This is a genomic window from Cellulophaga fucicola (assembly GCF_900119145.1).
GTDB classification, from domain to species: domain Bacteria; phylum Bacteroidota; class Bacteroidia; order Flavobacteriales; family Flavobacteriaceae; genus Cellulophaga; species Cellulophaga fucicola.
The window spans coordinates 1-22426 of the sequence record NZ_FPIY01000009.1; the positions used below are offsets into that span (position 1 = coordinate 1).

The following is a 22426-nucleotide window of genomic DNA, read 5'->3' on the forward strand; positions in this document are numbered from 1 at the left end:
GTGACTGCTGGTGCTGATGGTGGTGCTTTTTATGATGATGCAACACTACAAACTAATATTGCTAACAATACAACTGCAATTACAGCTGAAACTACAAGGGCTACAGCAGCAGAAAATGCTATTCAGGCTGATGTTGATGCGAATGAAACGGCAGCAACTAACGCTATTAATGCAGTACAAACAGATGTTGATACAAACGAAGCTGATGCCGATGCTGCTATTGCTGCGGCAAACACGGCAATCGCTTTAAAAGAAGATGCTGCTAACAAATCGACTAACGTTGCACTCGGAACTTCAGATGTTGACTTCCCTACTCAAAATGCAGTAAAAACATATGTAGATGCACAAGTTGCTGGATCTACGCAAGTAATTGTAAGTACTGATGCAGACAACGATGTTACTGCTGGTGCTGATGGTGGTGCTTTTTACGATGATGCCGCTTTACAAACTAACATTGCTAATAACACAACTGCTATCACTGCAGAAACAGCAAGAGCTACAGCTGCAGAAAACGCTATTCAAGCTGATGTTGATGCTAATGAAACAGCAGCAACTAATGCTATAAATGCAGTACAAACAGATGTAGACACAAACGAAGCTGATGCAGATGCTGCTATCGCTTTAAAAGAAGATGCTACTAATAAATCAACTAACGTTGCACTTGGAACTTCAGATGATGCATTCCCAACACAAAATGCAGTTAAAACTTATGTAGATGCGCAAGTTGCTGGATCTACACAAGTAATTGTAAGTACTGATGCAGACAACGATGTAACTGCTGGTGCTGATGGTGGTGCTTTTTATGATGATGCCGCCTTACAAACTAACATTGCTAATAACACAACTGCAATTACAGCAGAAACAACAAGAGCTACAGCTGCAGAAAATGCTATTCAGGCTGATGTTGATGCTAATGAAACAGCAGCAACTAATGCTATAAATGCAGTACAAACAGATGTAGACACAAACGAAGCTGATGCAGATGCTGCTATCGCTTTAAAAGAAGATGCTACTAATAAATCAACTAACGTTGCACTTGGAACTTCAGATGATGCATTCCCAACACAAAATGCAGTTAAAACTTATGTAGATGCGCAAGTTGCTGGATCTACACAAGTAATTGTAAGTACTGATGCAGACAACGATGTGACTGCTGGTGCTGATGGTGGTGCTTTTTATGATGATGCTGCACTACAAACAAATATTGCGAACAATACAACTGCTATCACCGCAGAAACTACAAGAGCTACGGCTGCAGAAAATGCTATTCAGGCTGATGTTGATGCTAATGAAACAACAGCAACTAATGCAATAAATACAGTACAAACAGATGTAGATACTAACGAAGCTGATGCAGATGCTGCTATTGCTGCGGCAAACACGGCAATCGCTCTAAAAGAAGATGCTGCTAATAAATCAACTAATGTTGCTTTAGGAACTTCGGATGATGCATTCCCTACTCAGAATGCAGTTAAAACTTATGTAGATACACAAGTTCTTGCTTCTGATCAAATTATAGTAAGTACTGATGTAGACAACGATGTGACTGCTGGTGCTGATGGTGGTGCTTTTTATGATGATGCCGCTTTACAAACTAATATTGCTAACAATACAACTGCAATCACCGCAGAAACTACAAGAGCTACTGCTGCAGAAAATGCTATTCAGGCTGATGTAGACGCGAATGAAACAGCAGCAACTAATGCAATAAATACAGTACAAACAGATGTAAATACTAACGAAGCTGATGCAGATGCTGCTATTGCTGCGGCAAACACGGCAATCGCTCTAAAAGAAGATGCTGCTAATAAATCAGCTAACGTTGCACTTGGAACTTCGGATGATGCATTCCCAACACAAAATGCAGTTAAAACTTATGTAGATGCGCAAGTTCTTGCTTCTGATCAAATTATTGTAAGTACTGATGCGGATAACGATGTTACTGCTGGTGCTGATGGTGGTGCTTTTTACGATGATGCCGCTTTACAAACTAACATTGCTAATAACACAACTGCTATCACCGCAGAAACTACAAGAGCTACGGCTGCAGAAAATGCTATTCAGGCTGATGTAGACGCGAATGAAACAGCAGCAACTAATGCTATAAATGCAGTACAAACAGATGTAAATACTAACGAAGCTGATGCAGATGCTGCTATTGCCTTAAAGGAAGATGCTGCTAATAAATCTGATGCTGTAGATTTAGGAGACACTACTCCTTCAGCAACGTTATTCCCTACTCAGAATGCAGTAAAGACCTATGTTGACACTCAGATTAGTGGAATTATAGGAGGTAGTGTAACTACTTTAAGTCAGAATAACACATCTGGAGTTATTAGCTATGTAAACGAATCTGCAGTTACACAAACTGCAGACGTTATATCTACAGACGCAAACAATGATGTAACACCAGGCACCGATGGTGGGGCTTTCTACAATAGTATGGTTAAAGCCATAGGAAAAGTAAATGCTTTAGGAATTGTAGTAAAAGGAACAACTGGTGTTACCGTAGTAAAACAAATAGGTCTTGGACATTACCGAGTAAACTTACCCGTAGGTACAGTTGCTGATGCAAATTACATTATTCAATTAAGTCAGCCTGGAAGAGGTGGTCTTGGTAATGATGATCCAGGAATTTCTTATAGCAATCAGACCGCAACTGGATTTGATGTTATTATGGGAGATAATGATAACGGAGGAACAGACAGAGCAAGATTTGACTCAGAATTTATGTTTGTAATCCTTGATTTATAAGAGAGCATCAACCTTTATTATTAAAATAAATTTTAACCCTTAAAACAATCAATTTATAAAAAAAACAAAAATCGAGTTACTTTTTAGTTCCCCAAGTAATTCATCAAATTAAACAAACATCTATACACTTTGTTGGTAACCAAACACAACAACCAATACCAACAACTAATATGCTGATATCTAACCAATAAAACATATTAAGAAATAAGTGTATAGTACAAAACCAAAAATTTAATGAAGATGAAAAAACAAATTTTACCACTTATGCTTTTAGCTCCTTTACTAAATTGCTTCGCCCAAATAGATGCAAATTTATTGTTAGGATTGACCTCAGCAACAACTACTGAAATGAATGCCATTACGGGATCTTTAGAGGGTTCTATTTTGTATAATTCTACAGAAAAAAGAATGTACCTCTACAATGCTAGCAATTGGGAAAAAATTCCTGATATAACTGATTTATTACCCCCTACATTTACTGAGGGCTCTATATTGTTTGCTAACACATCTGGAGCACCAGATGAAGATAATAATCAAATATTTTGGGACAGTACAAATAATAGACTAGGAATTGGAACTAATACTCCAACAAACAAAGTACAAGTTACTGGAGCTATAAGAAGTGCTGGTTTATTAAATAGTGATGGCAACCAAGGTGAACCGTCATTTAGATTTAATGGAGATACCGATACAGGTATGTACAGAACTGCTACCAACGAACTTAATTTTAGTGTAGGTAACAAGGAGGCTATTCGTATAGACAAATACAGCTCAACCAACTCCCAAGTTTTAATTAGTGAACGCCTAGGTATTGGTTTTGATTTACCTGAAGATGCAGCTTACACAGGAGTCGATGCTAACTCAACTTTAGACGTTAAAGGTTCTGTGTCAACTGCAATAGATGTTACAACAGGAGACTTAACGTTAGACGACACCCATCACACTATAATTTTAGGGGGAGCTCATAATATAACATTACCTGACGCATCTACCTGTAAAGGCAGAATATATATTATTAAAAACCCAATACTTTTTGGCCTTGGAATAACAGCAAATATAAGTACTTACAAAAGTTTATTAGGCTTAAATGTAAGCCTAATACTTAGTCAAAAAACAATTTGGTTACAAAGTGATGGAACCGATTGGCAACAAATACAATAACAATGAAACACATACTTTTCTATATCGCTTTTTGCATTTCTAGCATAATTGTATCACAAAACGTGATACAAAATACGGGTAACCTCAAAATTTTCAATAATGGACAAATGGGTTTTCATATTGATTTGGCTAACGATGGAAATTTTGACCAAAACGAAGGTTTAGCTGGTTTTTACAGCGATGATACTAGAACAATTTCGGGTGCTTTTAAACCAATTTTTAATGATGTAGAAATTGTAGTAACTAATGACTTATTTTTAGATGTTGCTATGGGGGTTACTAATAATAGTAATTTTATTTTAGGAGATGTAGTTACTCCAAGAAACCAATTAGACATCACTTTAGATTATATAAATAATGCTTTTTATAATGGCGAAAACAATTTAAATAAAGTAGATGGTTATGTATCTATAGCCAATAAACAAGATTTTATTTTTCCTGTGGGAGATATAGATAAAATTAGACCCTTGCAATTAGAGTCTGAGAGCTCTAACAATATGGCTAGCAGTGCCTATTTTTATGAGGATCCTAATTCTCCATCAACCTTTACAAATACATTTAACACAGATACCAAAGCCGATATTTTAACAGCTGTGAGCACCTATGAATTTTGGGATTTAGATGCCGACACAACCTCTAAAGTAACACTACGTTGGGATACAGATAGTACTATTGAAAACTTTGTAGATGTTATTGAAGATATAAGAATAGTTGGCTGGAATAAAGCTCTTAATATATGGGAAAACTTAGGCAATACTGCAATGGCAGGAAATTTTGATTCGGGTTATGTTACGTCTGATTCTTTTATAGCAAACGATTATGAAATTATTACTTTTGGTACAAGTTTATCTGCAGATAGCGTAAACTTTGACAATTATTTTGTTTCTCCTAATAATGATGGAGTAAACGATTTTCTTTATTTTGAATCTATTTCTTTATCTCCCGACAATAATAACTTAAAAATCTACAACAGATGGGGAAGGGTTGTATACAATAAAGAAGGATACAACAATACTTTTGGTGGCATTGCGAATGTAAAAGGTGTTGTTACTGATGGTAATGCATTGCCAGATGGCGTTTATTTTTACGTATTAAATCTAAGAGATATAAGTATAAAGCATCAAGGATATATTTATTTAGGATATCAGAATTAATAATATGTATTTTTGTTACATAGCATTGATTTTATGACAACGCACAACAACCTTGTTTTTAAACTAATTTCACCTAAAGAAACCTACCCAATAAGACACGCTATTTTAAGAGCAGGAAAACCTTTGGCTTCTTGCAAGTTTGATGGAGATGATCTTGGTACAACTTTACATATTGGAACATACCAAAATACCAATTTAGTTGGTGTTGCAACTTTGTTAAACGCAAAAAACACAGAATTAGAAGATGTTGTTTCTTATCAACTTAGAGGTATGGCTATAAGAGAAGATCAGCAAGGAAAAGGTCTAGGTAAAAAAATTATTAATTACGCTGAAACAATTTTACAGGAAAAGCACGTTTTACTATTGTGGATGAATGCTAGAGAAAGTGCAATTCCCTTTTACGAAAATTGCGGATACACTAAAAGTGGCCGCATATTTGATATACAAAAGGTAGGACCACATGTAGTTATGTTTAAAAAGTTAAAATAAGAGTTATGCAAAGAAGATCATTTATTCTAAAAAGTGGAATTATAGGTGCTGCCGCATTAACGGCGCCACATCTAATTTTTGCCCAAGATGAAGAAACAGAATATTCTGTATATGAATTAATGGGGCAAGCAGATATAGAATTATATGGCAAAGACATAAACCTTAGAAAAGAAGCTTACGAAGCTTTTAAAAAGATGAAAGTAGCTGCTTACAGTGCTGGTATAGATTTAAAAATTGTATCTAGCTACAGAAACTTTAGAAGACAAGAAGGTATTTGGGAGCGCAAGTATATAAAATATACAGACAACCAAAACCTTAAACCATTAGATGCTATAGAAAAAATAATAGAATACTCTACCATACCAGGTACAAGTAGACACCATTGGGGTACAGATATAGATATTATAGACGGATACCAAAAGACAAATGGAGATGTTTTAGTACCTAGTAAATTTGAAGAAGGAGGACCTTTTAAAGAATTAAAGAAATGGATGGATGAAAACGCCAATGATTTTGGTTTTCATTTAGTTTACACCAACGATAAAAAACGTAGAGGTTTTAAATACGAGCCTTGGCACTATAGCTACGCCCCTATTTCTAAACCTATGCTAGAGCAATTTAGAGGCAAAAACATTATGCGATTAATACAAGAACAGGAGCTTTTAGGTAGTGAACATTTTACTGCTGGCTTTTTAAGATCTTATATCGTAAATAACATTTTAGACATTAATCCAGATCTTTTATAACTCTTTTTGTATCTTGGATTTCACTAACCAAGACATAAACTATAATGAGAAGAGGTGGCAATTGGAAAATAAGAATACTTATTGGTCTAGCTATTGTTGCATTTGCATACATACAACGCTGTAGCAATAAAGAAGAAAACCCATACACAGGTAGAGTCCAAAATATTAATATGGACGCCGACCAAGAAATTGCAATTGGGCTACAAAGTTTACCACAAATAACAGAACAACATGGCGGTCTTTATCCAGATCAAAGCTTACAAAACCTTGTAGACGCTGTTGGTAATAAACTAGTAAAAAATAGCGTTGCAAAAGATACTCCTTACAAATACGAATTTCATTTACTTGCAGATGAAAACACTATAAATGCATTTGCCTTACCAGGCGGACAAATATTTATTACCTATGCCCTATTCTCTAAGCTTAACGAGGCGCAATTAGCGGGTGTTTTGGGCCATGAAATTGGCCATGTAATTGGCAGACACTCAGCAGAAAGAATTGCAGATAGTAATTTTTGGCAAACCTTATCTACTGGCGCATCTGTTGGTGCAGATATGGGTGGTGTTGTAAATGGTATAGGTCAGAAAACATTACTTACTAATGGTCGTGGAGACGAATTAGAGAGTGATGAATTGGGTGTTTTATTTATGATGCAATCTGGCTACAACCCAGAAGAAATGATAGAAGTAATGAAAATCTTAAAAGCCGCTGCTGGTCCAAACAGACAACCTGAATTTCAAAGTACACACCCAGATCCAGAAAACAGAATTCAGAAAATTAAAGATGCCATAGCAAAATATAGGAAAGGCAACTAACTATTCGATGAAATGTAATTTAATCTCGTTATTTTTATTTAGTTTTGTAGCACCCCAAATCCTAACTTATTGTTTTTAACCATTATAGCTTTGAGAATACTAATTCTAAAAAAGAGACTATATGGGAAGGCTACTAGAATACAAGAAAATTTATTTAAGCGCATTTGACAATTGCAGACCAATATTTGCTGTTATTTTATTAAAAGCATATTCGTTTTTTTGCTTTGCATTAATATCTATAACTGTTTATGCATTTTTATACAGAGCATTTACTGGTTTTAGATTCTAAAAAAACATACTTTTTATTTACGAGAACATTTACAAAGTATTACGTATAAAAAAATCCCTTTGAACTTATCAAAGGGATTTTTTTTAGCTGATGATTGTTGGATGAACTCTACTTTCTTTTTTTATTCTTTCTTTTATTCTTTTTAGCTAACTTTTTTTCCTTTGCGGTTTTATCTAACAAAGCTAAAGATCCCTTTGCATTACACATTTCTGCATGCTTTACTATATCTCTCCCTTTATCACAAGTAACTCTAATATCTGCTCCATTAGCAATTAACAATTCTAAAATATCTACTTTGTTATATCGCGCAGCAAATATTGCCGGCGTCATACCATTGGATTTTTTATTTACGTCTTCGCCAAACTCAATTAGCTTACGAACTGTTTCTATATCGCCCTTCATAATAGCCATACAAAAAGGATTAACTTCTAATACCACACTTTCTGTTATACTAAAACTAGGTACTGTTGTGTTTACCTCTGCCTTTACTACTGTTGTTGCCACTAATAAAGCAGCTGTCGCAACTAAAATTGATTTTTTCATGATGATTGTTGTTTTTTGATTTAATTGATGAATTGTATTCTATAGTTAAAGACGCCCCTGGTTACATTATGTTTCAACAAATATTGATTATAACATAATTTTAACATTGCTTTTTGTTAACGATATCGTTTTAGTTAAAACCAATAGTTAATGCATTCTTAAAAATTAAAAAAAGAAACGTAGATACCTTAAAAACTTAATAAATGGTGCTATTTTTGAGTAGCAAAAAATTTAAAGATGAACAAAAAAGTTATTTTAATGATTTTAGATGGTTGGGGTAAATCTCCAGATCCTAAAATCTCGGCTATAGAAAATGCAAACACTCCGTTTATAGATTCTTTATATACCAAATACTCTAATGCCAACTTATTAACAGATGGTATGAATGTTGGTTTACCTGAAGGTCAAATGGGAAACAGCGAAGTTGGACATATGAACCTTGGTGCTGGCCGTATTGTTTATCAGGATTTAGCTAAAATTAATTTAGCTGTAAAAGAGAACACTTTAAAAGATGAAAAAGCAATACAAGATGCTTTTAAATATGCTAAAGAAAATAACAAATCTGTTCACTTTTTAGGCTTACTTAGTAATGGTGGTGTGCACTCGCATACTTCTCATTTAAAAGGATTAATAGAAGCTGCAGAAAATTATGGAATAGAGAAATCTTACATACACGCCTTTACAGATGGTAGAGATGTAGATCCAAAAAGTGGAAAAGGTTATATTAAAGATATTACTGCTTTTTGTGAAGATAAAAATACCAAATTAGCAAGTGTAATTGGTAGATACTACGCAATGGATCGCGATACCCGATGGGAACGTGTTAAACTAGCTTACGATTTATTAGTGAATAATACAGGAACAAAAACTAGCAATGTAGAGCAAGCCATACAAGATAGTTACGATAATGACATTACAGATGAATTTGTAAAACCATTAGTTGCTACCGATGAGAATGGCACACCGGTTGCTAAAATACAAGAAGATGATGTAGTTATATTTTTTAACTTTAGAACAGACAGAGGAAGAGAGCTTACACAAATGCTGAGTCAGGAAATGTTTCACGAATACAATACACATCCGTTAGCATTATACTACGTTACAATGACAAATTACAATGAGTCTTTTAAAAACGTACATGTAATTTATGACAAAGCAAATATTGAAGAAACATTAGGTGAGGTACTGTCTAAGGCAGGAAAAAAACAAATTCGTATTGCTGAAACTGAAAAATACCCACACGTAACATTTTTCTTTAATGGCGGTAGAGAAGTTCCTTTTGATGGTGAACAACGTATTTTATGTCCGTCTCCAAAAGTAGCTACATACGATTTACAACCAGAAATGAGTGCTTATGAAATTCGTGATGCAATTATTCCTGAATTAGAAAAAGGAGAAGCAGATTTTGTTTGTTTAAACTTTGCTAACCCAGATATGGTTGGCCACACAGGAGATATGCAAGCGGCAATAAAAGCCTGCGAAACTGTAGACAGCTGTGCTTCATCTGTTATTACAGCTGGTTTAGCTAACGGTTATACTACAATTGTTATAGCAGATCATGGAAATTGCGAAACTATGGTAAACCCTGACGGAAGTCCTAACACAGCACACACAACAAACCCTGTACCTTTAATTTTAGTAGACAAAGAATTAAAACATATAGAAGATGGAGTTTTAGGAGATATAGCGCCAACAATTTTAAAATTAATAGGAGTAGAACAACCTAAATTAATGACGCAAAAATCTTTAGTTTAAGAATTATACTGAATTTGTAAGATTATTATACCTTTGCAAACTATGGTAAAAATTAAAACACCTGAAGAAATTGAAATTATGCGCGAAAGTGCATTAATCGTTTCAAAAACACTTGGCCTAATTGCTAAAGAAATTAAGCCTGGTGTTACCACATTGCAGTTAGATAAAATTGCTGAAGAATTCATAAGAGATAATGCTGGTATCCCTGGATTTTTAGGATTATACGATTTCCCTAATACATTATGTATGAGCCCTAACCAACAGGTTGTACACGGCATACCGAACAATAAACCATTAGAAAACGGAGAAATTATCTCTGTAGATTGTGGTGTTCTAAAGAATGGCTATTACGGTGACCACGCCTATACTTTTGAAGTAGGTGAAGTAGCACCAGAAACAAAAAAATTACTAGATATAACCAAACAGTCTCTATACGTTGGTATTAGAGAATTTAAAGCTGGCAACCGAGTTGGCGATGTTGGTTTTGCTATACAACAGTTTTGTGAAGCAGAAGGTTATGGTGTAGTACGTGAGTTAGTTGGTCATGGATTAGGTAAAAAAATGCACGAAGGTCCAGAAATGCCTAACTACGGAAAACGTGGTAGAGGTAAAAAGTTTGTAGAAGGTATGGTAGTTGCCATAGAACCTATGATTAATTTAGGGACTAGAAAAATAGTGCAACATAGTGATGGTTGGACAATTACAACTTTAGACAACAAACCAAGTGCACATTTTGAGCATGACGTAGCAATTGTAAATGGTAAACCACAATTATTATCTACTTTTGATTATATTTATGAAGCTTTAGGCATAAAGAGTAATGAAGAAGATGAGTTTAGAGCTGCAAGCAACTAAATACATTATATATGAATTGCAAAACCTGCAATACTAGCATTACAGACACACATAAATATTGCTCTAATTGTGGAGCAAAAATAGTTTTAGACAGAATATCATTAAAAGGCGCATGGCGAGAGTTCATTGGGCCTTTTTTTAGTTGGGATAATAACTTCTGGAAAACCTTCTTTAACTTATTTACAAAACCTAAAGATGTTTTAGAAGCCTACATTAGTGGTGCGCGTAAAAAATATTTTCAACCATTTTCATATTTGGTAGTTTACGCCACTATAGCCTTAATTATTAATAAAATTTTTCCTAGTGTCGAGGCCACTGATTTCTCTGATGGTTTTAAGTACGGAACGGGAGATTCCAACTCTAAAGAAGTATTAAAAAACTTCAATTTAATTTATCAGTTTTACACTAATTATTATAATCTAATTATAATATCTAGCATTCCTGCTTATAGTTTACTTACATATTTAACATTTAAAAAAAGAGACCACAACTACTCTGAACACCTTGTATTTAATGCTTACATACAGGCTAATTTAGGATATGCTCTAATTGTTATGCAACTTATCTTTTTTAATCTTTTAGAACTTTCAAAAGGGTTAATATCAAGTGCTTTTATACTTATATCTACTGTTTATGCATTATACGTTTTTATAAGATTATATCAACTTACTTTTAAACAAACTCTCTATGCTTTTTTTAGATACATGGGCTACATTATACTTGCATTTATCATTTTAATGATTTTAAGTATTGGTGTTGGTATTTTATATGCAATAGCATATAAAAACTAGCTAAAACATACTTTTAAAGTATATTTACGTTTTAATAGTTGCAATACAAACACGCAACAAGCATTTATTGCCTAAATACATTTATGAAAAAGCTTTTTAAGACCATTTTAAACACCATACCTAGACCATTATTAATAAAACTAAGTTATGTGTCGCGCCCTATACTAACATTTTTTATGCGTGGTAATACCTACGTAGATCCAATAGATGGTAAGGGTTTTAAAAAGTTTTTACCTTATGGATATGAAAAACAAAGAGACAATGTATTATCACCATCTACACTATCTTTAGAACGCCATAGACTTCTTTGGCTCTATTTACAGAACGAAACTGACTTTTTCTCTGCAGAGCTTAAGGTTTTACATTTTGCTCCAGAACAAGCGTTTTATAAGCGTTTTAGAAAAATGAAGAATTTAGAATACACTACTACAGATTTAGAATCTCCGTTAGCAGATGTAAAAGCAGATATTTGCAACTTGCCTTTTAAAGACAATATGTACGATGTTATTTTTTGCAATCACGTTTTAGAACACATTCCCGATGATACTAAAGCTATGCAAGAAATGTATAGAATATTAAAACCTGGCGGATGGGGAGTTTTCCAAATTCCGCAAGAATTAGATAGAGAAACTACTTTTGAAGACAATACAATAACAGACCGAAAAGAACGCGCTCGCATTTTTGGACAATACGATCATGTTCGTATTTACGGTAGAGACTATTTTAATAAATTAAGAAGTATTGGCTTTACAGTACAAGAAGTAGATTATACCTCTACTTTACAAAAAGAAGACGTAAAAAAATATTGTTTAGCTAAAGGAGAAATAATACCTGTTGTAAAAAAGTAATTCTACTTTAGTATTAGCTTTTTAAAGCCGTCTGTAATATAATCTTTAGCTTCACCATTAGCATCTAAATACACAATATAAGCCTCTAGCGAACTATCATTTTCTATAACTTTCTTAGAATCTTCTAAGTCCATTGCCATAAAAGATGTAGCGTAACCATCTGCTTTAGCACAGTTATCTGTAATAATAGTTGCTGCTAAAACTTTTGCATTTTTTGTATATCCTGTTTTTGGGTCTAAAGTATGTACGTATTTCTCTTTTGTAACAGGATCTACTCTAAAGTGCCTGTAATTACCAGAAGAAGCCATTGCTACATCTTTTAATTCTACAGCATCTTTGTATTGCGTTCTATCTTCAATTAAAGGATCATTAATACCAACAACCCATTTTTTATGCTTACTAAGGTTTTCACCTTTTGCATAGATTTCTCCTCCTACTTCAACTAAGTAATCTGTAATTCCTTTTTTCTCTAGCATAACTGCTAGTCTATCTATAGAGTACCCTTTTGCAATTGCATTAAAGTCAAAAAAAATACTAGGCTTAGTTTTCTTTATTGTACCCGCATTGGTTAGCTCAACTTTACCAAAGCCTACATATTCTAACAAGCTATCTACTTTAGAACTATCTAGCTCAATCTGTTCTCCAGGACCAAAACCCCAAGCATTAACCAAAGTACCTACAGTAGGATCAAAATAACCATCTGTTTTTACGTTAATCTCTTTAGATAAATTAAAGACATCTTTAAACATATGATCTACTTGAAGAATAGAGTCTCCTTTATTTATTTTAGATATATCTGATGTTGGTATATATGTAGACATAGAACTATTTATAACCTTAAACACAGAATCTATCTCTTCTTGGTAATCTACTTTTTTATTAGAAAAATAAATAATACTGTAAGATGTACCTAATGCAGGACCATTATTTCTATTTTCGACAATACCAGAGCCTTCATTATTTTTACAAGAAACAACTGTAAAAAACACTAATACAAAGGCTAAAAAGGGTATTCTAAATTTTAATAAGTCCGTCATAATCTACTATATATTCTTCATTTAAATACACTGGTAAGTTTGGATCTACAGCATTAGTTAATCTAACACCCGCATAATATGCAGTAGCCTCAATTTTTTCAGCATGCTCTTTCATTTTATCCATAAAAGCAACATCATAAGCATTAGGGTTACGCGGATGAGCCACAGCCCTAACCACAATAAAATGTAATACTTTATCTTTTAAACATACAAATTGTGGGTTTCTTTTAGGTTTACTATTAACACCCATAAACTCGTAACCGTTAGCCTCTAAATGCTTCCCTACAATATTCATTGCTAAGTTATGCAATTCTTGCTCTGTTAGTGGTTTTCCCATAGCACAAAATTAAAACAAAAAAAGAGACTGCCCCAATAAAGAAGCAATCTCTTTCTAACTAAATTAAATTCTAAGTTCTAAATTTTTATAGACTTTTTATATATTTTACAGCAGCATGTGCATTAGCTATCTTAGCATATTTTAACGCTGTAGCTCCTATTTTAGATTTTGCCTTAACATCTGCTCCATTAGCAATTAAAAGCTTCATAAACTCTACCTTATTATACCTAGCAGCATACATTAAAGGCGTCATACCCATTGTTCCTGATTTCTGATTAATATCTGACCCAAATTCTAAAAATTTCTGAGTCATATCAAAATTCCCTTTTACAACAGCAATACTTAAAGGTGATAAATTCTTAATTGTTGTTTTTTCAATTTTTAAATCTTTTTTTAATCCTGGCTTATCTGGACCTGTACTTGCAGATACACTTGTTGCTAATAAACTAAATACGATTCCGAATGCGATGATTGATTTTTTCATAATAATTGTTTTTTGATGTGATGATTGTTTTTGTTTACGTTTTTTGTTTTGTTGTTTTTACACTACACTTATATAGACGATGAAAAATTTATTTTGTTTCACGTTTTTTTCATTATAACTTTTATTTAACATTGATTAAGGGTTACTTAAAAGCTAATTAACGTTCTAGAAACAAGTTGTTATTACCTATTACAAAGTGTTTAAAAAAGCCACTGCTTCTGATGCGTTAGACAATTTTGCATATCCTAAAGCATTGTATCCAATTTTAGATGTTACCGTAGTATCTGCTCCATTTTCTATTAGCAACTTTAAAAGTTTAACATTATTATATCTAGCAGCATACATTAAAGGTGTCATACCTGTGGCAACAGATTTCTCATTACTATCTGCTCCATATTTTAAGAAGTTGAATGTTGTAACATAATCACCTTTTGCTACAGCGATACTTAAAGGCGATACATTTTTAATTGAAGTTGTTACTACTTTTAAAGTTTCAGGGTTATTGTTTGATGCTACAGTTGTACCTACTACACTAACTAAAAGACTAAATGCGATGATTGATTTTTTCATGATTGATGATTTTAAATGATTATTATTTTTTGATTACACTGTAAAGGTAGAACAGCAATAGAGTAAACAAAACAGTTTTATGACCAATGGTAGATAGTTAGTATCGAACGGTGAAAAAGCAAGACATGAAATGAAAATGCGCATAAGAAAAGCACACAAGAAAACTATTGTGTACAAAAAAAGCCGATACAAATGCATCGGCTTTTTATTTTATAAGTATTTGGATTATCCTCCAAAGTCATCAAATCTAATGTGTTCATCTGGTATACCAAAATCTTCACCCATTTTTTGTACAGCTTTGTTCATTAATGGTGGCCCACAGAAATACAATTCTATATCTTCTGGAGACTCATGAAGACTTAAGTAGTTATCTATTACACAATTGTGAATAAAACCTACAAAACCATCTCCAGGTGCATCTATATTCTCTTTTACTTTCCAATTATCCTCTGGTAAAGGCTCAGAAAGTGCCAAGTAGAACTTAAAGTTAGGAAATTCTCTTTCTAATTCATAGAAGTGCTCTAAGTAGAACAACTCACGCTTAGAACGTCCACCATACCAGTAAGTTACTTTTCTACCAGTTTTTAATGTTTTGAATAGGTGATACAAGTGAGAACGCATTGGCGCCATACCTGCTCCACCACCTACGTAAAGCATTTCAGATTCAGACTCATTAATAAAGAACTCACCATAAGGCCCAGAAATAACTACTTTATCTCCTGGTTTTTGAGCAAATATGTAAGATGATGCAACACCAGGGTTAACATCCATCCACCCATTTTTAGCTCTATCCCATGGCGGCGTAGCAATACGCACGTTAAGCATAATTTCACGTCCTTCTGCAGGGAAAGAAGCCATTGAATAAGCTCTCTCTACAGTTTCTTCATTCTTCATTGTTAATGGCCATAAATTAAATTTATCCCATTCTGCCTGAAACTTATCTGGAGTTTCATGTTCTTCTGGGTGAGCCGTAATATCTATATCAGAATACTTAATTTCACATTCAGGAATTTCAATCTGAATATAACCACCTGCTTTATATCCCATATCTTCAGGAATTTCTACTACGAATTCCTTGATAAAAGAAGCAACATTGTAGTTACGAACTACAGTACCGTCCCATTTTTTAATACCAAATACTTCTTCAGGAATGGTAATTTCCATATCCTGTTTTACTTTTACCTGGCAAGCTAAACGAGCTCCGTGGTTTAATTCTTTTTTAGAAAAGTGAGGTGTTTCTGTTGGCAAAGCATCTCCACCACCAGATAATACGTGACACTCGCACTGAATACAAGTACCACCACCACCACATGCAGATGGCAAAAATATTTTTTGGTTACCTAAAGTTGTAAGTAAAGAACTTCCAGAACCCACTTCTACTTTTTTCTCTCCGTTAATGGTAATAGTAACAGGTCCAGAAGGAGATAATTTTTCTTTTGTAAAAAGTAAAAGAGCAACTAATACTAACAATAACACCATAAAAGCAATTACTGTTATAACAATTGTACCTATTGTAGTTGTAGCTAAAATCATTCTTATTTGTTTAAAGCGTTATTGTAAGAAACTGAATTTTCATCAACTTCATTTTTAACTTTTTTATCTTCTAATTTCTGTGCAGTTTCTGTTGCTTCTTTTTTAGGAGCTTCATCACCACCAGTTAACATACCACCAAAGCTCATAAAGCCAATAGCCATAAGACCCGTGATAATAAATGTTATACCTAAGCCTCTTAAAGGTGCTGGCACATTAGAATATCTAATTTTTTCACGAATTGCAGCAATTGCTACAATTGCTAAAAACCAACCAATACCAGAACTTATACCGTAATTAAACGCTAAACCAAAAGTTTGTATATCTCTAGATTGCATAAATAAAGAACCACCTAAAATAGCACAGTTAACTGCAATTAATGGTAAAAATATACCAAGTGAGTTATATAAAGAAGGTGAAAATTTCTCTACTACTATCTCTACTAATTGTACCATTGTTGCAATAGTAGCAATAAATAAGATAAATGATAAAAAACTTAAATTGTAATCTGCATACTCTGGTCCTAACCAAGCTAAAGCACCGTCTCTTAACAAGTACTGATCTAACAACCAGTTCATAGGCACAGTTACTGCAAGTACAAATATTACTGCAGCACCAAGACCTACAGCCGTGGTTACTTTTTTAGATACCGCCAAATAGGAACACATTCCTAAAAAGGTAGCAAATACCATATTGTCTATGAATATGGATTTAAAGAATAATTCTACATGCTCTAACATAACATTGTTCTTTTATATAACTAGTTCTAGTTTTCTTCTATTAATGCTTTATTTCTTGAACGTTGTATCCAGATAATGATACCAACTACAATTAATGCCATTGGTGACAATAACATAAATCCATTGTTCTCATACCCTATGGCATACAACCCTGTCTTTTCTATAGGATCTCCTAATACTTTAAATCCTAATAAAGTACCAGAACCTAAAAGCTCTCTAAAGAACCCAACAATAATTAAGATTAAACCATATCCTAATGAGTTACCTATACCATCTAAGAAAGATCTCCAAGGTCCGTTTGCCAAAGCAAAAGCCTCAAAACGCCCCATAATGATACAGTTTGTTATAATTAACCCAACAAATACAGAAAGGGTTTTACTTAACTCATAAGCAAATGCTTTAAGCACTTGATCTACTATAATTACTAAGGCAGCTACTACTACCAATTGCACTATAATTCTAATTTTAGAAGGAATAATGTTTCTCATTAAAGAGATAACAACGTTACCCATTCCTAATACAAACATTACTGAAACCGCCATTACTATAGACGCTTTTAACTCTGCTGTAATTGCCAATGCAGAACATATACCTAATACTTGTATCGTAATTGGGTTGTTATCTGCTAATGGATCTAATATTAGATTTGCATCTTTTTTAGAAAGTAATCCCATTTTTTATTTTTTAGCTATAGTTTCTAAATAATCTTGATAAAGTTTAACGCTCTCTTTTATCATAGCTGTTACACCATTACCTGTAATGGTAGCACCCGCTAAAGCATCAACTTTATTATCATCTTTTCTTTCATTTATTGGGTCATTGTTACCTTTTGCAACAGTAATTCCAACAAAATTATCGCCACTTAAAATAGACTCTCCTTTAAAATCGTCCATAAAATAACGTTGCTTAATATTTGCTCCTAGACCAGGTGTTTCTCCTTTATGATCAAAAAATACACCTTGTACTTTTAAATCTTCGCCTACAGCAACAAAGCCCCAAATAGCATCCCAAAGACCTTTACCTCTCATTGGTATGATATAAGATTTTTTACCATCTTTTTCTCCAATAAATAAAGGCAACTTTCTTGTTTCGCCATTCTTAGCTGCAGTTTCTTGCTTTTTTAAATCTATTAAGTAAGCTTCGTCATTTGGTGTAACCTTACCATTTTCTATAACTATTTGCTCCTTAATATATTTTTTAAATTCAGCCTCTACTTTATCTGTAGGAACAAAGTTTATACTTCCTTCATCTACATTTTCATCAACACCCATTGCATACAAGATGTTCTGTTGCTTTTCAAACTTCTCGTTCATCTTAATTTTACTACTTAAACTAGAAGCAGTAAATGCCAAGACAGAACCTACAACAACAACCATAATGGCTGCAAAAAGTACGGTGTAACTATTTTTATCTGTATTAATTGCCATAACTATTTTTTTAGTGCTATTAAGCTGTAGCTTTTTTTGATCTCTTTAAACGTCTCTTAACGTTAGCCTGTACTACATAATGATCTATAGTTGGCGCAAAAACGTTCATTAACAATATTGCTAAGAATACACCTTCTGGATATGCAGGGTTAAATACTCTAATTAAAACAGAGATAAACCCAATAAAGAAACCGTAATACCATTTTCCTTTATTTGTCTGCGAACCTGTAACAGGGTCAGTAGCCATATAAACAATACCAAAAGCTAAACCACCAACAAGTAAATGTTGCCAGAACTCAAAGCTCATTAATCCATAAAACTTACTTCCTTCACTAATCCAATCTGCGCTAACAACGCCATTAAAAATTAGCCCCATTGTTAAAGCACCAATAACAGCACTTAACATAATTCTCCAGCTAGCTATTTTTGTAAATATTAAAAACAACCCTCCTAAAAGAATTAAAAATGTAGAAGTTTCACCTACAGAACCAGGTATAAAACCAAAGAACATATCTGAAATTGAGTATGATGCATCTGTATTCTGTGCTAACTGCCCTAAGATAGTTTCACCAGAAATAGCATCTGCAGTACCAGCTCTTTCTACAGCCTCATGTACCCAAACTTTATCACCACTCATCCAAGTAGGATAAGCAAAGAATAAGAATGCTCTAATTGTTAGTGCTGGGTTTAAGATATTCATCCCTGTACCACCAAAAACTTCTTTACCTATTACGACACCAAAAATAACTGCTATAGCTAGCATCCATAATGGCGTATCTATTGGTACAATTAACGGCACTAACATACCTGTTACCAAGTAACCTTCTTCTACCTCGTGACCTTTTATAACTGCAAAAACGAATTCTACAGCTAAACCAATTACATAAGATACTATTACCAATGGCAATACAGTAGTAACACCAATTAAGAAGTTATCCCAAGTAAGAAAATCGTTTAGTAATGAAAAGTCTGCAGGAAAACCATTAATTGCAGAATAGTGTTGGTAACCAGCATTAAACATTCCAAATAATAAAACTGGAACCAATGCCATTATTACCGTATTCATTGTACGCTTTAAATCATCTGCTGCTCGTACGTGAGACCCAGAGTGCGTAGTTTCATTAGGCAAGTACAAAAACGTATGGATTGCATTAAATGCAGGTGCCATTTTTTTGCCTTTATACTTTTCCTTTAAATTGTGTAATGTATTTTTAAGACCCATCTTTTATCCTATTTCTTTTTGTAATAAGTCCAACCCTTCTCTAATAATTTGCTGATGTGGTTGTTTAGATATACAGATAAACTCTGTTAAAGCAAAATCTTCAGGAGCAACCTCGTATAAACCAAGTTGTTCCATTTCATCTAAATCCTTAATCATACAAGCTTTTAGCAATTGCATTGGATAAATATCTAGTGGAAAAACTTTTTCATAAGCACCAGTTACCACAAATGCTCTATGTTCTCCGTTAGTATTGGTTGTTAAATCGTATTTTTTATTAGGACTTAACCAAGAGAAAGTCATTGCTCTAGTTGAAGATATCTTATTAAAAACTGGCTTATTCCATCCAAATAATTCATAATCATCTCCTTCAGGAATAACAGAAACTGTATTATTATAGAATCCTAAATAGCCTTCAGGACTAGTTTTAGAACCCGTTAACACATCTCCATTAATAACTCTAAAGTTCTCTATAGAAACACCACTGCCATATAAGAAAGTAGATATCTCTGCACCAATAGTAGTTGTATAGTATTTTGGAGATTTAACAGCAGAACCAGCTAAAGCTATTGTTCTTTGCGCGTTAAACTTACCAGTTAACAACAACTCCCCTATTATTACAAGGTCTTGTGCATTAACAGTCCAAACCACTTCCCCTTTATTAACAGGATCTATCTTGTTTATTTGTGTACCAACCAAACCTGCTGGGTGTGGCCCGGCAACTTTATGTTCTGTAACACCAGACAAACCAGATAATGGAGAGTTACTACCACCTACAGACACGTGCACGTTTCCAGAAGTTAAAGTTGCTAAAGCCGTTACAGCCGCTTGCAATTCTTTCTCCTTTCCTTTTAACACGTAATCCAAATCTGCTGCCAATGGCGCTGTTGTATATCCAGAAATAAAGATAGCCTTTGGAGCTACTTCAGGATTTGCAACAACATCATACGGTCTTTGTTTTATAAAAGACCAACAACCAGATAACAACAACTGCGACTTAACGTCTTCTGCAGTTGCGCTTGCTAGGTTTAGCGTACTGTGTTCTACTACTTCACCACTCTTATTAGCACTAATTTTTAGCGTTAATATCTTTCTTCTTGCTCCTCTTACAATTTCCACAAGTTCACCGGCCACAGGAGAAACAAACTTCATTTCTTCTACGTCTTTGTTGTAAAACAAAGGCTCACCTGCCTTAACAGACGCCCCTTCTTTTACCAACATTTTTGGCATTATACCGTGAAAATCATTAAGATTTATTGCATAAACATTGCTTAAAACCGCTTTAGAAGTAGTTTGCTCAGCGGCACCGACTAGGTTGATATTTAAGCCTTTTTTTATTCGAATGTCTTTAGACATATTATTGCAGACCTTAGGTTAACAAAATTTCGTGCAAATTTAAAGTTTTAAGGGGAAACTTCCTTGTTAAATCAACTAAGATGTTTTTATTTATATTAATTCTAAATAAATAGAATTGCAATTTTAACAACCTAATTTTAGGCACAACTTTTGCTTATATTTGCGTAAGAATTATACAAAATGAAACAATACACCCTTATACTATCTTTATTAATGGCCTTTTGGGGCGCTAAAGCACAAGTTGCAGTAGAAAAAGACGCGCCAGAAAACATTAAATCGATAGTTTTTAAAGGAACAACTGAGGATCAATTTCCTATAATTTTATCAGGAGACCGAATTACTTTAGAATTTGATGATCTTAACGCATCTGAAGAAGATTACTATTACAAAGTTACTTACTACAATTACGACTGGACACCTTCTACCCTACTAAAGTCTCAGTATTTAAAGGGATTAGACAATCTTAGAATTACAAATTACGAGAATAGCTATAATACACTACAAGCATACTCCAACTACCAACTACAGCTACCAAATAACAATGTTAGCTTTAAAGTTAGCGGTAATTATATGCTAGAGGTTTATAATGAATATGATGAGCTTCAGTTTTCTAGACGCTTTCTTATATACCAAAACGCAGTATCAGTTGGCGTATCAACAAAAAGAACAAGGGAGTTTGAGTTTCTAAATGAAAAACAAGCCGTACAAATAGCCATAAACGCAGGTGATTTTAGACTTATCAACCCAAAAAACGAAGTAAAAGTTGCTATTATACAGAATTACTACTGGCCTTCTGCCATTACAAATCTTAAACCACAATACACAATTGGCAAAGAATTACTATATAAATATGATAAAGAAGCTAGCTTTTTTGGCGGCAACGAATTTCTAAATTTTACCACAAAAGATTTACGCGCAACTAGCACTGCAATTGCCAGAGTAGAACTGCAAGATATTTACAACCACTATCTTTACGGAGACCTACACAGAGCAAACGAACCTTACACTTATTTTCCCGACATTAATGGTGACTTTGTAGTTACCACACAGCAAGGGGAAGATGCATCTAGAGAGTCAGAATACACAAACATACATTTTAAATTAGAGTACACAGATGCTATAGGCTTAGATGATGTTTATGTTTTTGGAAAGTTTAACAATTATGCGTTAAGCGATGAAAATAAAATGACCTACAATGAAAAAACTGGCTATTTAGAAGCTAGTATAAAAATAAAACAAGGCTTTTATAATTACAAATACGTAATAAAAACGGATACTGGAGAAGTAAAAGAAAACGTTATTGGCGGTAATTTTCACTTTACAGAAAACAATTACTTAGTTCTGGTTTACTACAGAAACTTTGGAGATCAACATGATAGTTTAATTGGAGTTGGTTCTGGAAACTCTAGAAACATAACCAACTAAAAGCAACTATTTAAGCAGACTAAATTGTTCTTTTACCGAATATATACCTCAACACAAACATTTTTAAATATTACTTTTTATATTTGTATGTAGCCAATGTG

23 protein-coding genes are annotated in these 22426 nt (G+C 33.6%); 12 read left to right on the forward strand and 11 right to left on the reverse strand.

Features of this window, described 5'->3' with window-relative positions:
• The 7 genes from BT107_RS17590 to BT107_RS17755 form a co-directional block, all read left to right on the forward strand.
• Positions 1 to 2754, forward strand: a 2754-nt coding sequence (locus BT107_RS17590) for a beta strand repeat-containing protein (protein WP_170854756.1), incomplete at its 5' end; no start/stop codon positions are given.
• Positions 2755 to 2994: 240 nt separating this feature from the next.
• On the forward strand, positions 2995 to 3915 hold the full coding sequence (locus tag BT107_RS16785; RefSeq protein WP_072305002.1) for a hypothetical protein: 921 nt from the start codon (positions 2995 to 2997) through the stop codon (positions 3913 to 3915).
• Between the two features lie 107 nt (positions 3916 to 4022).
• Positions 4023 to 5069: a T9SS type B sorting domain-containing protein gene (locus BT107_RS16790; protein WP_244543141.1), complete on the forward strand. Its 1047-nt coding sequence runs from the start codon at positions 4023 to 4025 to the stop codon at positions 5067 to 5069.
• 33 nt (positions 5070 to 5102) lie between these two features.
• Positions 5103 to 5558 carry a GNAT family N-acetyltransferase gene (locus BT107_RS16795; protein WP_072305003.1) on the forward strand — a complete coding sequence of 152 codons (456 nt, stop codon included), beginning with the start codon at positions 5103 to 5105 and terminating at the stop codon, positions 5556 to 5558.
• Positions 5559 to 5563: 5 nt separating this feature from the next.
• Positions 5564 to 6304, forward strand: a complete 741-nt coding sequence (locus BT107_RS16800; protein ID WP_072305004.1) for a M15 family metallopeptidase — start codon at positions 5564 to 5566, stop codon at positions 6302 to 6304.
• Between the two features lie 44 nt (positions 6305 to 6348).
• Positions 6349 to 7119, forward strand: a complete 771-nt coding sequence (locus BT107_RS16805; RefSeq protein WP_072305005.1) for a M48 family metalloprotease — start codon at positions 6349 to 6351, stop codon at positions 7117 to 7119.
• Positions 7120 to 7240: 121 nt separating this feature from the next.
• The gene (locus BT107_RS17755; protein WP_342039596.1) at positions 7241 to 7408 is read left to right on the forward strand and encodes a DUF6747 family protein; all 168 of its coding nucleotides are present in this window, start codon (positions 7241 to 7243) and stop codon (positions 7406 to 7408) included.
• A 108-nt stretch (positions 7409 to 7516) separates the two neighbouring features.
• Here BT107_RS17755 and BT107_RS16810 read toward each other — a convergent pair whose 3' ends face one another.
• Positions 7517 to 7951 carry an ankyrin repeat domain-containing protein gene (locus tag BT107_RS16810; protein WP_072305006.1) on the reverse strand — a complete coding sequence of 145 codons (435 nt, stop codon included), beginning with the start codon at positions 7949 to 7951 and terminating at the stop codon, positions 7517 to 7519.
• Between the two features lie 237 nt (positions 7952 to 8188).
• Between BT107_RS16810 and gpmI the strand changes: the two genes are divergently transcribed.
• From gpmI to BT107_RS16830, 4 genes are all read left to right on the forward strand, one after another.
• Positions 8189 to 9706 carry a 2,3-bisphosphoglycerate-independent phosphoglycerate mutase gene (gpmI, locus tag BT107_RS16815; protein WP_072305007.1) on the forward strand — a complete coding sequence of 506 codons (1518 nt, stop codon included), beginning with the start codon at positions 8189 to 8191 and terminating at the stop codon, positions 9704 to 9706.
• 42 nt (positions 9707 to 9748) lie between these two features.
• Positions 9749 to 10561 carry a type I methionyl aminopeptidase gene (gene map, locus BT107_RS16820; RefSeq protein ID WP_072305008.1) on the forward strand — a complete coding sequence of 271 codons (813 nt, stop codon included), beginning with the start codon at positions 9749 to 9751 and terminating at the stop codon, positions 10559 to 10561.
• An 11-nt stretch (positions 10562 to 10572) separates the two neighbouring features.
• Positions 10573 to 11352 (forward strand): DUF3667 domain-containing protein, encoded by a 780-nt coding sequence (locus BT107_RS16825; protein WP_072305009.1) that lies wholly within the window; start codon positions 10573 to 10575, stop codon positions 11350 to 11352.
• A gap of 83 nt (positions 11353 to 11435) precedes the next feature.
• Complete coding sequence (locus tag BT107_RS16830) at positions 11436 to 12200, forward strand: class I SAM-dependent methyltransferase (protein ID WP_072305010.1); 765 nt, start codon at positions 11436 to 11438, stop codon at positions 12198 to 12200.
• Positions 12201 to 12202: 2 nt separating this feature from the next.
• On the opposite strand, the gene BT107_RS16835 is transcribed toward BT107_RS16830, so the two are convergent.
• The 10 genes from BT107_RS16835 to BT107_RS16880 form a co-directional block, all read right to left on the reverse strand.
• Positions 12203 to 13237, reverse strand: a complete 1035-nt coding sequence (locus BT107_RS16835) for an FAD:protein FMN transferase (protein WP_072305011.1) — start codon at positions 13235 to 13237, stop codon at positions 12203 to 12205.
• Positions 13215 to 13574, reverse strand: a complete 360-nt coding sequence (locus tag BT107_RS16840; RefSeq protein WP_072305012.1) for a Na(+)-translocating NADH-quinone reductase subunit F — start codon at positions 13572 to 13574, stop codon at positions 13215 to 13217. Before BT107_RS16840 ends, BT107_RS16835 begins: the two co-directional genes overlap by 23 nt.
• Positions 13575 to 13659: 85 nt before the next feature.
• A complete protein-coding gene (locus tag BT107_RS16845) occupies positions 13660 to 14058 on the reverse strand; it encodes an ankyrin repeat domain-containing protein (protein WP_072305013.1) in 399 nt (132 codons plus the stop codon).
• A 189-nt stretch (positions 14059 to 14247) separates the two neighbouring features.
• Complete coding sequence (locus tag BT107_RS16850; protein WP_072305014.1) at positions 14248 to 14628, reverse strand: ankyrin repeat domain-containing protein; 381 nt, start codon at positions 14626 to 14628, stop codon at positions 14248 to 14250.
• Between the two features lie 225 nt (positions 14629 to 14853).
• Positions 14854 to 16161 (reverse strand): NADH:ubiquinone reductase (Na(+)-transporting) subunit F, encoded by a 1308-nt coding sequence (gene nqrF, locus BT107_RS16855; protein ID WP_072305015.1) that lies wholly within the window; start codon positions 16159 to 16161, stop codon positions 14854 to 14856.
• Positions 16162 to 16163: 2 nt separating this feature from the next.
• On the reverse strand, positions 16164 to 16898 hold the full coding sequence (gene nqrE, locus BT107_RS16860; RefSeq protein ID WP_072305016.1) for an NADH:ubiquinone reductase (Na(+)-transporting) subunit E: 735 nt from the start codon (positions 16896 to 16898) through the stop codon (positions 16164 to 16166).
• Positions 16899 to 16924: 26 nt separating this feature from the next.
• Entirely contained in the window at positions 16925 to 17572 is a 648-nt protein-coding gene (locus tag BT107_RS16865) for an NADH:ubiquinone reductase (Na(+)-transporting) subunit D (RefSeq protein ID WP_072305017.1), read from the reverse strand.
• Between the two features lie 3 nt (positions 17573 to 17575).
• The gene (locus BT107_RS16870; protein WP_072305018.1) at positions 17576 to 18325 is read right to left on the reverse strand and encodes a Na(+)-translocating NADH-quinone reductase subunit C; all 750 of its coding nucleotides are present in this window, start codon (positions 18323 to 18325) and stop codon (positions 17576 to 17578) included.
• A 19-nt stretch (positions 18326 to 18344) separates the two neighbouring features.
• Positions 18345 to 19547 carry an NADH:ubiquinone reductase (Na(+)-transporting) subunit B gene (locus tag BT107_RS16875; RefSeq protein ID WP_072305019.1) on the reverse strand — a complete coding sequence of 401 codons (1203 nt, stop codon included), beginning with the start codon at positions 19545 to 19547 and terminating at the stop codon, positions 18345 to 18347.
• Positions 19548 to 19550: 3 nt separating this feature from the next.
• Complete coding sequence (locus tag BT107_RS16880) at positions 19551 to 20900, reverse strand: Na(+)-translocating NADH-quinone reductase subunit A (RefSeq protein ID WP_072305020.1); 1350 nt, start codon at positions 20898 to 20900, stop codon at positions 19551 to 19553.
• A 180-nt stretch (positions 20901 to 21080) separates the two neighbouring features.
• On the opposite strand from BT107_RS16880, the gene BT107_RS16885 reads away from it, so the two are divergent.
• Entirely contained in the window at positions 21081 to 22325 is a 1245-nt protein-coding gene (locus BT107_RS16885; protein WP_072305021.1) for a type IX secretion system plug protein, read from the forward strand.
• Positions 22326 to 22426: the final 101 nt, after the last annotated feature.